Origin of the sequence: Aliivibrio sp. EL58, assembly GCF_900312675.1 — a bacterium.
Taxonomy (GTDB): Bacteria; Pseudomonadota; Gammaproteobacteria; order Enterobacterales; family Vibrionaceae; genus Aliivibrio.
Window position 1 is genome coordinate 107,227 of sequence record NZ_OMPC01000001.1, and the last position, 13,310, is coordinate 120,536.

General features: G+C 39.4%; 15 protein-coding genes, 1 pseudogene and 1 riboswitch. Of the genes and pseudogenes, 3 read left to right on the forward strand and 13 right to left on the reverse strand.

The features are described 5' to 3' along the window. The first annotated feature begins 8 nt into the window (after positions 1 to 8). On the forward strand, positions 9 to 734 hold the full coding sequence (locus tag ED622_RS00455; protein WP_122032023.1) for a DsbA family protein: 726 nt from the start codon (positions 9 to 11) through the stop codon (positions 732 to 734). A gap of 88 nt (positions 735 to 822) precedes the next feature. Here ED622_RS00455 and ED622_RS00460 read toward each other — a convergent pair whose 3' ends face one another. Next, positions 823 to 1,248 (reverse strand): hypothetical protein, encoded by a 426-nt coding sequence (locus tag ED622_RS00460; protein ID WP_122032024.1) that lies wholly within the window; start codon positions 1,246 to 1,248, stop codon positions 823 to 825. 274 nt (positions 1,249 to 1,522) lie between these two features. Between ED622_RS00460 and ED622_RS00465 the strand changes: the two genes are divergently transcribed. Continuing rightward, positions 1,523 to 2,329, forward strand: coding sequence for a GGDEF domain-containing protein (locus ED622_RS00465; protein WP_122032025.1), 807 nt, complete (start codon positions 1,523 to 1,525; stop codon positions 2,327 to 2,329). Between the two features lie 13 nt (positions 2,330 to 2,342). On the opposite strand, the gene thiE is transcribed toward ED622_RS00465, so the two are convergent. From thiE to pspA, 12 genes and pseudogenes are all read right to left on the reverse strand, one after another. Continuing rightward, a complete protein-coding gene (gene thiE / locus ED622_RS00470) occupies positions 2,343 to 2,972 on the reverse strand; it encodes a thiamine phosphate synthase (RefSeq protein WP_122032026.1) in 630 nt (209 codons plus the stop codon). 9 nt (positions 2,973 to 2,981) lie between these two features. Further along, positions 2,982 to 3,785 carry a hydroxyethylthiazole kinase gene (gene thiM, locus ED622_RS00475; RefSeq protein ID WP_122032027.1) on the reverse strand — a complete coding sequence of 268 codons (804 nt, stop codon included), beginning with the start codon at positions 3,783 to 3,785 and terminating at the stop codon, positions 2,982 to 2,984. A 54-nt stretch (positions 3,786 to 3,839) separates the two neighbouring features. Continuing rightward, a complete protein-coding gene (gene tenA / locus ED622_RS00480; RefSeq protein ID WP_122032028.1) occupies positions 3,840 to 4,502 on the reverse strand; it encodes a thiaminase II in 663 nt (220 codons plus the stop codon). Between the two features lie 33 nt (positions 4,503 to 4,535). After that, complete coding sequence (locus tag ED622_RS00485; RefSeq protein ID WP_122032029.1) at positions 4,536 to 5,483, reverse strand: ABC transporter substrate-binding protein; 948 nt, start codon at positions 5,481 to 5,483, stop codon at positions 4,536 to 4,538. A 27-nt stretch (positions 5,484 to 5,510) separates the two neighbouring features. Beyond that, a pseudogene (locus ED622_RS00490) lies at positions 5,511 to 6,239 on the reverse strand (ABC transporter permease); the annotation flags it as partial. An 82-nt stretch (positions 6,240 to 6,321) separates the two neighbouring features. Then, on the reverse strand, positions 6,322 to 7,089 hold the full coding sequence (locus tag ED622_RS00495) for an ABC transporter ATP-binding protein (protein WP_122032811.1): 768 nt from the start codon (positions 7,087 to 7,089) through the stop codon (positions 6,322 to 6,324). 5 nt (positions 7,090 to 7,094) lie between these two features. Continuing rightward, the gene (gene thiD / locus ED622_RS00500; RefSeq protein ID WP_122032031.1) at positions 7,095 to 7,949 is read right to left on the reverse strand and encodes a bifunctional hydroxymethylpyrimidine kinase/phosphomethylpyrimidine kinase; all 855 of its coding nucleotides are present in this window, start codon (positions 7,947 to 7,949) and stop codon (positions 7,095 to 7,097) included. Positions 7,950 to 8,052: 103 nt separating this feature from the next. Beyond that, positions 8,053 to 8,150: riboswitch (TPP riboswitch) on the reverse strand. Positions 8,151 to 8,213: 63 nt separating this feature from the next. Continuing rightward, complete coding sequence (locus ED622_RS00505) at positions 8,214 to 9,251, reverse strand: YcjF family protein (RefSeq protein ID WP_122032032.1); 1,038 nt, start codon at positions 9,249 to 9,251, stop codon at positions 8,214 to 8,216. Continuing rightward, positions 9,248 to 10,645 (reverse strand): YcjX family protein, encoded by a 1,398-nt coding sequence (locus ED622_RS00510; protein ID WP_122032033.1) that lies wholly within the window; start codon positions 10,643 to 10,645, stop codon positions 9,248 to 9,250. The genes ED622_RS00505 and ED622_RS00510 overlap by 4 nt, the downstream gene beginning before the upstream one ends. Positions 10,646 to 10,772: 127 nt before the next feature. Next, positions 10,773 to 11,159, reverse strand: a complete 387-nt coding sequence (gene pspC, locus ED622_RS00515; protein WP_017021854.1) for an envelope stress response membrane protein PspC — start codon at positions 11,157 to 11,159, stop codon at positions 10,773 to 10,775. Continuing rightward, positions 11,159 to 11,383: an envelope stress response membrane protein PspB gene (pspB, locus tag ED622_RS00520; RefSeq protein WP_122032034.1), complete on the reverse strand. Its 225-nt coding sequence runs from the start codon at positions 11,381 to 11,383 to the stop codon at positions 11,159 to 11,161. Before pspB ends, pspC begins: the two co-directional genes overlap by 1 nt. A 33-nt stretch (positions 11,384 to 11,416) precedes the next feature. After that, positions 11,417 to 12,082, reverse strand: coding sequence for a phage shock protein PspA (gene pspA, locus ED622_RS00525; protein WP_065593402.1), 666 nt, complete (start codon positions 12,080 to 12,082; stop codon positions 11,417 to 11,419). Between the two features lie 196 nt (positions 12,083 to 12,278). On the opposite strand from pspA, the gene pspF reads away from it, so the two are divergent. After that, a complete protein-coding gene (gene pspF / locus ED622_RS00530; RefSeq protein WP_122032035.1) occupies positions 12,279 to 13,295 on the forward strand; it encodes a phage shock protein operon transcriptional activator in 1,017 nt (338 codons plus the stop codon). Positions 13,296 to 13,310: the final 15 nt, after the last annotated feature.

The window sequence follows — 13,310 nt, forward strand, 5'->3', positions numbered from 1 at the left end:
TTATTCTCATGAAATCATTATTATTATCGGTATCAATCGCAGCAAGTTTATTTCTATCACCGCTTGTATCTGCAGAAACTATTTCTTCTACTCAAGAAAAACAGTTAGCAGAAATCTCTGGTTTACTTCGTGAAAACCCAGAAATCATTGAAGGGTTACATACTAATTTATTGCAATATATTGATAGCCAACAGTCACTAAGCAGTATCTTGACGCTGAATCATGACTATCTATACAACAACCCTAAACATCCTTATTTTGGTGCTGAGAATCCGAAATTAACCATCATCAATTTCACTGATTTCAACTGCCCTTACTGTAAGCGTTTAGAATCAGGTTTAATTGATGTACTTAAATCGTACCCAGAAATTCGAATCGTTAATGTCTTTTTACCTTTCCAACAACGTATGGTGCCTGGACTAAAAACTAACACTGCTTGGTATGCTTTAGATGTGTGGGAGAAAAAACCAGAGCAATACGCAGAAGTGCATCGCTTGATGATGGCAAAACCATCACGTCATGACAGTAAATCCATAATGAAAATAGCGGAGCTAACAGGAACACAGCAAGAACTGACTCCAAATCAAGAAAAGGTAAAAATGGTAGAAAAGAGTGAAAAGATCTTTACTCAACTAGGCTTAAGAGGTACTCCAAGTTTGATTATTGGTAACGAAATCATTCCAGGATTTATACCAACTGAAGACTTAAAAGCCATCATTGATAAACAACTCTAAACGCTAATTAAGATTTACCTATAAAATACCCCCAATAATGATGACTCACTATTGGGGGTTACTTTAAGTTGCTGATTACAATTTCCCATTACATAAATCTAGGTTCAAATTCCACTTCTACTTTAGACTCTGCGTGGGTCTGGATAAATTTTTCAAACTCTTTAACAGGTAATGGCTTACTGAACAAATCACCATTTGCCATAAGAACGCCGATATTAATAAGGTTTGCATTCAACTTTAATGAATCAGAAATAAGTTTATTATATGCTTTACTTGAAGGGTCTTGAAGTTCACTAAAATAACTTAGTTCTTTTAACATCAATTCAATTTCCCCGATAGTTTCAATATGCTCGCTAGCAAGGGCATTCACCGTGCTTCTTACTTCATCTTGAACTAACTGCTTTTCGGTTCGATACTCATACCAAATATTAAGAGCGATAATGATCGTAGCAGGAAGTAAAGCGAGTGTTAGATTAAATAACACTCGACTTGTTAATGAGGAAATGACATGCATACTTAAACCTTAAAAATAGCTGACAACAAATTATACCATATATAGTTCTCATTATTCTATTTATCAATATAGTTATTCTCTTTGTATATAGAGAAAATATGAACCAACTAACACTTTATTAAATGCCCTTGGTTCTATGAAATCTACTTTCAGATTTAATTTTAAATAAGACTGCACATCACTATAGGAGAATCATTCTCTTTTTGTATTTATTTTTCAATAAAAATTAAGTATGTTATATCTAACAACACTACATAAGCTATGGTTACTCATTATGCTAGATAAAAAAATGCCTTTCATCGTTGTTGCAATTCTATCTGTATGCCTCATTATCTGCGTACTTTTTTACAATGAGATTGGATTTGAATCTTCTGCAGACCTTGGTTTTGAAGGCTTAACATTCATCCTATTAACTTATATTTATTTAACCACTTACCACTCATTTAAATCATATTCATTTCTTGTTATTGGTTCTTGGCTTCTGTTATTTAATAAAAGTTATGACTTATTAACCGAATTCCCCCAGATTGAATTTCATACAGACCAATATGAAGTCATTGATACAATTTTTGATGATGGGTCCTTATTCTCCGGATTCTTATTCATTGCCGTTGGTCTTACTCATATGATGCAAGTACTGTCAAAACAGAATATGAGAGATGAACTCACTAATTTATATAACAGAAGAAAATTCTCTGAAATAAAATTAAAGACATTTGATCTTATTTATTTTGACCTAAATGATCTAAAAAAGATCAATGATTTTAAAGGCCACCAAGTAGGCGATCTGATGATTATTCGCTTTGCCCAAGTGCTTAGAACTGCGTGTATTGATCAAGAAATGGCTTTTCGAATAGGGGGAGATGAGTTTGTAGCATTAACTCATGAAAGTCGCTCTAGTTCTTTTATTGAACATATGTATAAACAGCTCGGAAATGAACAAATTACTTTTGCCTATGGCATTGAAACCGCCACTAAAGAGACCCTAGACCAAGCACTTATACGTTCAGATAAAAGTATGTATGATATGAAACAGACACAAAAAAAGAGCACCAAAAGTGCTCCAAATTTACATGGTTAACATCGTTGTTAGATTACTGAATTTCAGTACCCATTAATATTAGCAATTCTTGACTTGCCTGCTTAGGGGATACAGCATGACAAATTGCTGAAACCAACGCGATACCATCAACACCTGTATCTACAACCTCTCGAATATTCGACTCATTAACTCCACCAATCGCAACAAGTGGGAGCCTACTTTTTTTAACGGCTTTAGTTAAACCGTCAATGCCCCACTCTTTAATAATATTAGTCTTCGTTGGCGTAGAAAATATCGCACTGATACCAAGGTAATCAACAGGCAGATCTTGCGCCTCACGCAACTGCGTTTCATTTTCAACAGACAAGCCTAAAATCATATCAGGGCCAATCAATTGACGAGCAAGGTTTGCAGGCATGTCCGATTGACCTAAATGAACCCCATCCGCTTGCACTGCTAATGCCACATCAACGCGATCATTAATGATCAATGGCACACCACTGTCTTTTAATACATTCTTTACTGCAATTGAACGTTCAATAAAAGCACGTACATCACCATGTTTTTCACGGATCTGTACCATGGTTACACCGCCTTTTATTGCCTCTTCAACAACATGGCACAATATACCAATGTCTTGCTTATCATCTGTCACTAAATACAGTTTATAAGGATTATTCATACTTATTGCCTATGTATTAACCGTTAATTTCAAGCGATTTATCAGTGTCTCTTCATCCAACTGATAAAGCGTATCTAATAGGTTCATTTGCAAACTACCAGGACCTGCTGAGTTCTCAGCTGCGATCTCACCTGCAACGCCTAAAACAGCCGTCGCAGCAACCCCTGAATACTCACCTATTGCGGCAAAAGCCCCAGTTAATGCTGTATGTGTGCAACCCATTCCCGTAACAAAAGGCATCATCGCATGGCCATTATTCAATTGATATTGCGCATCTTTCGTAACTACGTAATCAGTTTCACCCGAAATAACGACGTTGCATTGATATTGCTGCGCGACATAACAAGCTGCACCTAATGCAGAATCACTGCTGTCTAATGCATCTACGCCTTTGCTCTGTGCATTTTCACCTGCTAATGCGATGATCTCAGAGGCGTTTCCACGAATAATCAATGTATTCGCCGCTTCTGCGATTTGACGCGCGGTTTGGGTACGAAGTTGACTTGCACCACATCCCACCGGATCAAGCACCACCACTTTATTATTAAGGTTTGCTTGCTCTACCGCGAAATGCATTCTTGGTGTCCATACGCTATCCAACGTACCAATATTAATGACTAACGCACCAGAGAAACTCATCATCTCTGCCATTTCTTGCTGGCTGTGCGCCATGATTGGTGACGCACCTAACGCCAATAAAGCATTCGCGGTGTTGTTCATCACAACATAGTTGGTAATGTTCACAACTAATGGTTTTTTCTCGCGTAATACCACCAATGCTTCAATAATTTTTTGCGTATTCATGATTGTCATTGTTCTTCCTTAATTCGTTCGCTTATTCATTAATTGAGTACTAATCATCAACAATTAGGCTTCATCTAATCCTTGTTGCCAAAACGCCACTTCCATTCGAGTCGCCGTTTTAAAAATATGACACAAACGCTGCCCACGCTGACTATCAAGGTCGATATCAGCAAGCAATTCATCTAGCTGTGTAATACTTTTTTGCACGCCAGATTGAAACTCTTCGCCACCATACATCTTGATCCAATTCGCATACGGATTGCCTTCTAGCCTAGTTGACTCTCTTGCTAGTAATTGCGTACCAATCACCCCATAACCAATAGAACACGGCGCTAATGCTGCGTATAAATCAATGACATCACCAGACATACCGGTATCTAATACAAATCGAGTGTAGGCTACCGTGCCAAAGGCTTCTGGCTCTGCTTCCATCTCTACTTCTGACACGCCCCACTCACCACAATAAGTCACATGGTGTGCAATTTCTGAACTCAATAATGCTTGTACACTCGGTAACGCCATTCGCATTTCCGCTAACGTTCTCGCTTTATAAATCGCTAAGGCATACGCTCTGGTGTACTGTTTTAAAAACAGAAAATCTTGCTTTAAATAATGTAGAAATGACGAATGCGCTAGCTCTCCAAGTGCTAATTGTTGAACGAAGCTGTGCTCGGTGTATTCGGTCCACTCATTTTGACACGCTTGAATTAAGTCTTGATGATTCATACTGATTCTCTAAAAATAAACAGGAAAAATGGATTACAACACCGGCACAAAATCTTGGGCTTTAGGTTGTGTTTTTATGATCTTATGCTCGAACATAAACTCAGAGAAGCGATTGTAGCGTTCTAAATCAACCGCTGATGGGCGTAAGGCAAAACGCGTTAACGTGTCATTCCATGCGCGTTTATTTAATTCATTGTTTAAGGTATCTGGCGCGTAAGAAACAAAGGTTTTCCACGATTCATCAGGGTGATTCACAATAAATTGTGTCGCTTTTTCGATAGCGTGATTAAATTTCTTTAGCGCATCGGCATCGTATGTTTTGGCATTCGCAACAAAAACAAGCTCATCATACGAGGGCACACCGTGCTCCTCTGGAAAAAATGATTTCGCTTTGTAACCTTCTAATGCTAATTGATTGGTTTCAAAATTACGTAATCCTCCCCAAATAGCATCCACTTTTCCTGAAGCTAATGAAGACGATAATGCCCAGCCTACATTGATGATTTTAACCTCAGAGAAATCAACCCCTTCTGTATTCAACATAGTGCCAATCGTGGCGTCTTCATTACCCGCAATTGCAATACCAATCTTCTTGCCTTTCAAATCAGCTAAAGAATTTATCTTGCCGTTATCCAGTACCATTAAGGTGTTTAATGGCGTGGCAATAAGAGTAGCTGAACGAATTAACGGTAAGCCTGCCGCTACATCAATCGTTAAACTGGTTTGGTAAGAAATGGCTAAATCAATGTTATTTGCCGCCACTAATTTTGCCGGCATACTTGGATCTGCAGGTTCTTGAACCGTCACATTTAGGCCTTCTTCTTTGAAATAGCCTTTTTGCTGTGCGATAACCACTGGCCCATGGTTCGGATTTACAAACCAATCCAACATTAATGTCATCGCTTTGTCTTCCGCGCTTGCCATCATGGAGTAGCTTGAAATAAGCAGAGCCACCGCCCCTTTAATTACTCTATTTTTCATTATTCAATGAGTCCTTTTATTATGAATTTATTTATCGTGTTGCCACGGTATGAGTTTTTGAATCAATACATCCGCAAGAAAATACAAACTGACGGATAGCGCCGCGAGAATAAATAACGCAGCAAACATTTCATCTATCATCATTCGAGCATTCGCTTGCAGCATCAAATAGCCGAGGCCTTCGCTTGAGCCTACCCATTCACCAACGACAGCACCAATAGGCGCGACAACAACAGCAACACGAATACCAGATGCTAAGGCAGGTAAAGCCGCAGGTAAGCGAACGTATTTTAATAATTGCCATTTTGATGCACCCATCGTGTGGGCTAAATCAAGGTAACCACTTGGGGTATTTCGCAGCCCGTCATAACAACAGGTAGTCACAGGGAAAAAGATAATTAATGCCGCCATCACTACTTTTGATGCGATGCCATAACCCAACCACAACATCAAAATAGGTGCGATAGCAAAAACAGGGATCGCTTGGCTCGCAATTAAAATTGGTAATAACCAACGTCGAAGTGGATCAAACAACAGCATTTGAAGCGCAAATAACAACCCCATAGAAAGACCCAAGCCAAGACCAAGTAAGATCTCTTGAGCCGTTATCCATGAATGAGCAAGTAGCACATCGTATCGCTGTATTAATTTAGTAAAGACAGCCAATGGACTCGGTAAAATGAAGCTTGGTAAAGCAAAAACGATTACGATGAATTGCCATAATCCCAGAATAACCGCCGCACTGATTAAGATTCTTATTAAGGATTTCACGTTTTGTAGCATTGGTTTTTGCGTTACCTTTCCTATCGTTGCTGATGTCGAATTTATAAGGAGTGATTTAGACATAATCGACCTCTAACGTATCAATTATCTGTTGTTGAAGTACCGCCAACTCTGCATCAATCTTGCGAGGTATCGACGTACTTGGAACGGGTAAGGAGACCGCTGAAGCAGGTTGTCCTTGCATGATATAAACCGCATCACTCAGTCTTAACGCTTCTTGTGGATCATGCGTGATCAATAAAACGGTTTTATCTGCTAGCACTTGAGCAGCAAGATCTTGCAGGCGATAACGAGTTACTGCATCTAACGCAGAAAAAGGTTCATCCATTAATACCATTGGTTTGTCTTGCATTAATGTCCGAGCTAACGCAACACGCTGGCGCATCCCACCCGATAATTGCGACGGCATCGCAAACTCATGCCCTTTTAGTCCAACTAACTCTAAAAGTTCATGCGCTCTGTGTTTATCCGAGTTCGGTTTCGTTGAATTAAAGCGAGAGTTCGTTGCAAACTTGTCGGCAAAGCAGACGTTATCTATTACGTTTAACCACGGCATCAATAAATCTTGTTGCGCCATGTACGCGATATTGCCCTCTAATGCGTCTACGCCATCAATCGAAACATCCCCTGACCACATGACTTTATCGGTCAATAATCCTGCGAGATAACGCAAAATAGAGGTTTTACCACAACCACTCTTTCCTAATATGGCGGTCCATTTTCCTTTAGGGATCGTCATATTTAGATTGAAAATAATAGGCTGTTCGCTGTCTGTATATTGTAAGGCCCCATTAGAAATGGCGGCACCAATGCGATGATTCATCCCCATTACTCTGGAGTATGTAAAGCAAAGAAGTGATTCACAGGCCCATGTCCCTGACCAATATTCAGTTCATCCGCATGAATAATCGCTTGAGTAATATAATGCTTACCTAGTGTTACTGCCGCCTGTAACTCATGACCTTGCGCTAAATACGAAGCAATCGCTGACGATAACGTACAGCCCGTGCCGTGTGTATTGCGAGTTTCAATTCGGGGTGTCGATAAACGCTCTATGGAATCAGATAAAATCAGTAAATCAGTACTGTTCTCATCTTTTTCTAAATGCCCACCTTTTAGCAATACTGACTTAGCACCTAATTGACGAAGTTCATCAATCATTGCCGTCATTTCAGCTTCACTTTCGGGTACTTTAGCGTTAATAAGTGCCGCCGCTTCAGGGAGGTTTGGCGTGATCACATCGGCAAGAGGAAGCAGTTCGGATTTAAGGCTTTCAATAGCAGAGGATTGCAGAAGAAGATCACCACTGGTTGCCACCATAACAGGGTCAACCACAAGATAGCGAGGAGAGTATTGTTTTATTTTTTTCGCAACAGAGCGGATGATATCAGAATCACTTAACATACCGACTTTAACGGCGATAACATTCAAATCAGAAAAAACAGCATCCAGTTGCTGCTCAACAAATTCACTGCTGATTGGATAAATGCCCGTCACGCCTTGTGTATTTTGGGCCGTTAATGCGGTAATCACAGAGCACGCATAACTGCCGGTTGCAGAAATTGCTTTGATGTCAGCTTGGATCCCTGCACCACCACCACTGTCAGAGCCAGCAATAGTTAATACAATCGGTGTGGTAGAAGATAATGTAGATAAAAGCGCAGTGTTGTTTAATGAAGACATACTTATTTTCCCTAACTAACGGTCAGGAAAAATAGTCGAGTGAGAACAAGTACGTATAGACGTAGATCTCACCAAAAGAAACGGATCTCATTGAAAGATCGTATCAAAAGGACCATTAGTTCCCTACGTCAGTACTAACTGAATCAGGTTCAACGGGTTCGCTATTGCGATCTCAGCCTATTGGCTCCCCGACTAATGGCGTCATACTATCACTAATCGATTTGTAAATAGTATGCTTTTTTATGAGAATGATAACTGTATTAGTTAATTCTTATCTTGAGAACTCAATTTGGATGCTAATTGAGCAACTATCGTTTTACGCATATCAGAAAGCTTTGGTGCTTCACCCACTTGCCATGGTAATGGACGCATTAAATTCATGGTTCTTAATCCAAAACGTGCCGTTAATAAACCAATACCTAAACCCTGTGCTGCTCTGGTTGATAATTTACCAGCAAGGCCAGTAGATAGCATATCAACACCAACATCCGTCACCATTTCAGTTGCTCCTGCAAACGCCATGTTTTGCAAAACCATTTTGAACAAACGTAAGCGGCCCCAATAGCCAAGCTCTACCCCATAAACTTGAGAGACTTGTTCGATTAATCGAATATTACGCCACGCTACTAATAACATATCCACCACAGCCAATGGACTTAATGCCACCATCAATGCTGATTCACCTGCGTGTTTACTAATTAATGCTTTTGCTCGTTTATCTTGCTCTGAAACCACCATGCTGTCATACATTTCAAATACTTCAGCGTTATTATGATGCGATTCGATACTATTCTTCCAGCGCGTATATTCTGCCGTATTCGCCGTCGCTCCTTTCTTAGCTAATGCTTCACAGAACGGTTTTGCCTGACCAATACCATTGCCTTCAACCAATTCAGTTACTTGATGTTGAATTTCAGCTCGGTTTTTAAGTTTACGCAATGTCCATAATTCACGACCAATAGCAGTAATCCCCATGATTGCTGCAAGGCTAATTAACCCAGCCCAGCCTAATGACAGAAAATCAGCCGATTGGATTGCAGTAATGACATGATCAACACTTTGCCACACCGTTAAACCAAGGAAACCACCAATCAGAGTTTTAATACTCCAATGGGTTTTCTTTTTGATTAATGGCGTTTCAATATCCACACCATCAAGTTCCTCTTCTTCGATAGTTTGAGGAACAAATTTAACACTCTCTTCAAATAGCTTTTGAGTTTGCAGGTTATCAAGGGTTTCTGTATCTTGCTCCAGTTCTTGAGACGAGGCTTGAAAGATACGCTGTTTTTTTAACTCACTCATACTAATTTATCTCCTAGCAAGAACTGCATCGCCTTATCCATTCGGATGTGTTGCAGTGGCTTGTCATTCTCATTGTGCAACGGTTGAAAACTCATAAAGTTAAACGGTTCTGTTTCCCAATAGGCTTTACTTGGTATACGTTTTGGCACTTCGCCCGGAAACATCATTAATGGCTGCTGCTCAGAGCTTACTCCTGAAATAGCAGAAAATAGCTCACCATTTTCATCAATCATTCCCGCCGTAGTCGCTTGAATAGACGCAATACTCATGCACTCCATCTTGATACCTTCATACGCCGTTTCTTGCCATGTTTGGTGGATCATTTGTTGTAACAAGGACACCATATTTGGATGCTGTTCTGGTGTCACATGATCAGCCTTGGTTGCCGCAAACAACACCTTATCAATTTTTGGTGAAAACAGACGTTTAAGCATTGAGCTTTTGCCATACTGAAAACTGTGCATCAACTGATCAACCGCTTGACGCATATCATTAAATGATTGTTCACCTGCATTTAATGGCTGTAAACAATCGACCAGTACGATTTGACGATCAAAGTGTCTAAAGTGTTCGTTATAAAACTTCTTCACTACGTGTTGCTGATAATGTTTATACCGTTTTTTTAATGCCGAAATATTTGAATCTTTACTAGCTTTTGCTAACTCTTCTTCTGTGTATTTATACAGAAACATAAATGGGAAAAATTGCAATACCGGCGCACCTGCTAGCTCTCCAGGTAATACAAAACGACCCGGCTGAACCCAATGTAATCCCTGAGAATCCTTACAATCATGAAGATATTGTGTAAATAGCTCAGAAATATGAGCTATTTGCTTTTCATCAACAGGCGCTAAGGGATCGAGTTTCTTCGCTTCTTTTAACCAAGCTTCAGACAGCATTTTACGATGACCAGTAAGGTTCGATTGCTGCTGCTTAGACCACGCTAAATAATCCATATCCAAAAGCGGTAAATCCAATAGCCACTCGCCAGGATAATCAACAATATCAACGTATAAAGTCGCGTTGTCTTGTAGGTGTTTTAACAAACCTGATTTTGGTTTGAATTTTATGGCTAAACGTAACTCACTCACATCGCGAGTAGGCTCTGGCCATGTCGGGGGCTCAGAAAGTAGCGAATCCATTCCTTCGTCATAAGTAAAACTAGGAATAGAAAGATTTGATTGCGGTATGCGTTTCGCACCAATCATTCGCCCTTCACGGGTCACAGATAATAAAGGTAACTTATCACTTGAAGCGGCATGTAAGCATTGATTAATCAAAGAGGTAATAAATGCCGTCTTACCTGCACGCGATAGCCCTGTAACCGCCAACTTGACGTGGCGATCCATACTACGGCTAACTAATTTATTCATTTCTTTGGTTAATCTACTCATTTTACTTCTCGCTTTGTGTTTTATACCAATCTAAATAAGTATTACTACTGACTACAAACAACAAATGGAGTGTACAGAACTGAATCTGAACACCCCATGAACAAAGTATTAATTAATGGTTACCTAGTTAAAGATTACGAAACTCACGACGAACTTTATATTCAGAAGAGGTTACGTATCCTTCCATTCTACGAATTTTTTCTTCCATTCTCGCCATGTCTTTATCAACACGCTTAATCACTTCTGATGGCGATTGCCCTGCTTGCCACGGCTTGCTTTTTACCGTGTGCTCACGCTTCTCTTCTGTTCGATAGTACATTTCAACCGGTGCTTTATCTAAAAACAGCATGGCTGCAAAGTACGCCAACATAACTAAAAAACCTGCGCTAAACAATGCCGCGGATACCACCAAAATACGCACTATCCAAGGTTCAATACCAAAGTACTGAGCGATACCTGCGCAGACACCACCAATCTTTCCATTTCGAGTATCTCTATACAGTTCTTTTGACATTAGCGCTCCCTCCAACTCGGGGATTCTGCATCCAGAATTTTCTCTAATGTTTCAACACGACGTTGCATTTTATCCGCACGTTCTGTCATTGTTTTCAATAACTGTGTATCTTCATGTGACAGACCTTGTGCTGTTTTACTTTTGCTTCGGTAATGTAAAAATAGCCATAACGGGGCAACAAAAATAAAAAATATAACCAATGGGAAAGCAAAAAAGCCGCTCATTGTTTTCTCCTTAGTAATTTATGTTCAGTCAGATTATGCGTCTTTCTTCATTTGTTCTTTTAGACGCTCTAATTCTTTTTCAATTTCATCTTGCGCTTGCAGCTCTGCAAATTCTTGTTCTAGTGAGTTTGCTTTACCCATTGAGTAAGTGTCTGCCTTTGCATCCAACTCATCAATACGACGCTCATATTGTTCAAACTTTGCCATTGCACGTTCTGTTTTTCCTGAATGTGTATGGGCTTTAATATCATTACGATGCTGCGCCGTTTGTTGACGAATAACAAGCGCTTGTTGACGTGCACGTGTTTCTGTCAGTTTAGTCTCTAACTCAGTTAATTCTGTGGTTAACTTCTCAATGCACTCTTCAACAAGAATAAATTCTGTTTTTAAACTTGATAGTACATCTTGAACTTTCTGTTTTTCTATCAGAGCTGAACGCGCTAAATCTTCACGTTGTTTAATCAAAGCTAAACTTGCTTTTTCTTGCCAATCGGTGACTTGTGCTTCAATGGAACCAATTTTGCGTGTCAGTTCTTTTTTATCTGCGATTGCTTTTGCTGATGCAGTACGAACTTCAACTAGTGTGTCTTCCATCTCTTGAATGATCAAACGGATCATCTTTTCTGGATTTTCCGCTTTATCCAATAAAGAAGTTACATTGGCATTAACGATGTCTGCAAAGCGTGAAAAAATACCCATAATTTATTCCTCTCAATTAATATCAATCTAGATAACTATTTATTTTAAAATCTACAATGACTATTACACAATGCATGCCAAGTTTTCACTTATTAAGAATCAATGACTTACACAAAATCGACGACTTGATAATTTTAAGTTATGATTAAAATGACCACTATTTAGTTATATTGACCAAAAAATTAGAGGGTAATGTATGAGAAAAGACAGTTTAATTGGCGAATCAGATGCGTTTTTATCTACGTTAGATCATGCTTCACAATTGGCGATGATTGATCGACCTATTCTTATCCTAGGTGAGCGCGGAACTGGTAAAGAACTTATAGCTCAACGCCTACACTTTCTGTCAAAACGATGGGATGAGCCACTCGTGAGTTTAAACTGCGCTGCATTAAGTTCAGGTACGTTAGATTCTGAGCTTTTTGGTCACGATGCCGGTTCATTTACAGGAGCAAAACAGCGTCATCACGGTCGATTTGAGCGCGCTGATGGTGGTTCTCTATTTTTAGATGAACTTGGTACTGCGCCTTTAACCGTTCAAGAAAAACTGCTTCGTGTGATTGAGTATGGTGAATATGAACGCGTTGGTGGTTCTCAAACCTTAAAGGCAGATGTTCGCTTAATTTGTGCGACCAACCAAAATCCGCAAGATTTAGTAGCAGAAAAAAGATTCAGATCGGATTTACTCGATAGATTATCTTTTGATGTCATTCACCTGCCTCCATTACGATATCGCGAGCAAGACGTGCTATTACTTGCTGAGCATTTTGCGATAAAAATGTGCCAAGAAATGAATTTGCGATATTTTGCTGGATTTTCATATTATGCAAAACAACAAATATTAGATCATGATTGGCCAGGTAACGTGCGTGAATTAAGAAACTGCATCGAGCGTGCTGTATTTAAACATAACCATGAAGAAGCACAAATCGACTCTATACAACTGAATCCTTTTATCTCTCCTTGGAATGACTCTCAGTTAACCTCATCTTCTTCAGCTATACTCAATAATCAAGAGAAACAAGAACAAACCACCTCATTACCATTGAATTTAAAACAGTTTCAAATTGAACAAGAAAAAGATCTACTCGAACAGGCGCTATTAAAAACACATCACCATCAACGTAAGGCCGCTGAAGAATTAGGCATTACTTACCATCAATTTCGTGGATTATTGAAAAAGCATCAACTCTTGACCACAATCAAGGGATAATCTTAGATATTTAAG

What these genes read in the sequence shown, in the direction of transcription:
- ED622_RS00455 (WP_122032023.1), top strand. Translation starts at nt 9, where the DNA reads ATGAAATCATTATTATTATCGGTATCAATCGCAGCAAGTTTATTTCTA.
- ED622_RS00460 (WP_122032024.1), bottom strand. Translation starts at nt 1,248, where the DNA reads ATGCATGTCATTTCCTCATTAACAAGTCGAGTGTTATTTAATCTAACA.
- ED622_RS00465 (WP_122032025.1), top strand. Translation starts at nt 1,523, where the DNA reads ATGCTAGATAAAAAAATGCCTTTCATCGTTGTTGCAATTCTATCTGTA.
- thiE (WP_122032026.1), bottom strand. Translation starts at nt 2,972, where the DNA reads ATGAATAATCCTTATAAACTGTATTTAGTGACAGATGATAAGCAAGAC.
- thiM (WP_122032027.1), bottom strand. Translation starts at nt 3,785, where the DNA reads ATGACAATCATGAATACGCAAAAAATTATTGAAGCATTGGTGGTATTA.
- tenA (WP_122032028.1), bottom strand. Translation starts at nt 4,502, where the DNA reads ATGAATCATCAAGACTTAATTCAAGCGTGTCAAAATGAGTGGACCGAA.
- ED622_RS00485 (WP_122032029.1), bottom strand. Translation starts at nt 5,483, where the DNA reads ATGAAAAATAGAGTAATTAAAGGGGCGGTGGCTCTGCTTATTTCAAGC.
- ED622_RS00495 (WP_122032811.1), bottom strand. Translation starts at nt 7,089, where the DNA reads ATGAATCATCGCATTGGTGCCGCCATTTCTAATGGGGCCTTACAATAT.
- thiD (WP_122032031.1), bottom strand. Translation starts at nt 7,949, where the DNA reads ATGTCTTCATTAAACAACACTGCGCTTTTATCTACATTATCTTCTACC.
- ED622_RS00505 (WP_122032032.1), bottom strand. Translation starts at nt 9,251, where the DNA reads ATGAGTGAGTTAAAAAAACAGCGTATCTTTCAAGCCTCGTCTCAAGAA.
- ED622_RS00510 (WP_122032033.1), bottom strand. Translation starts at nt 10,645, where the DNA reads ATGAGTAGATTAACCAAAGAAATGAATAAATTAGTTAGCCGTAGTATG.
- pspC (WP_017021854.1), bottom strand. Translation starts at nt 11,159, where the DNA reads ATGTCAAAAGAACTGTATAGAGATACTCGAAATGGAAAGATTGGTGGT.
- pspB (WP_122032034.1), bottom strand. Translation starts at nt 11,383, where the DNA reads ATGAGCGGCTTTTTTGCTTTCCCATTGGTTATATTTTTTATTTTTGTT.
- pspA (WP_065593402.1), bottom strand. Translation starts at nt 12,082, where the DNA reads ATGGGTATTTTTTCACGCTTTGCAGACATCGTTAATGCCAATGTAACT.
- pspF (WP_122032035.1), top strand. Translation starts at nt 12,279, where the DNA reads ATGAGAAAAGACAGTTTAATTGGCGAATCAGATGCGTTTTTATCTACG.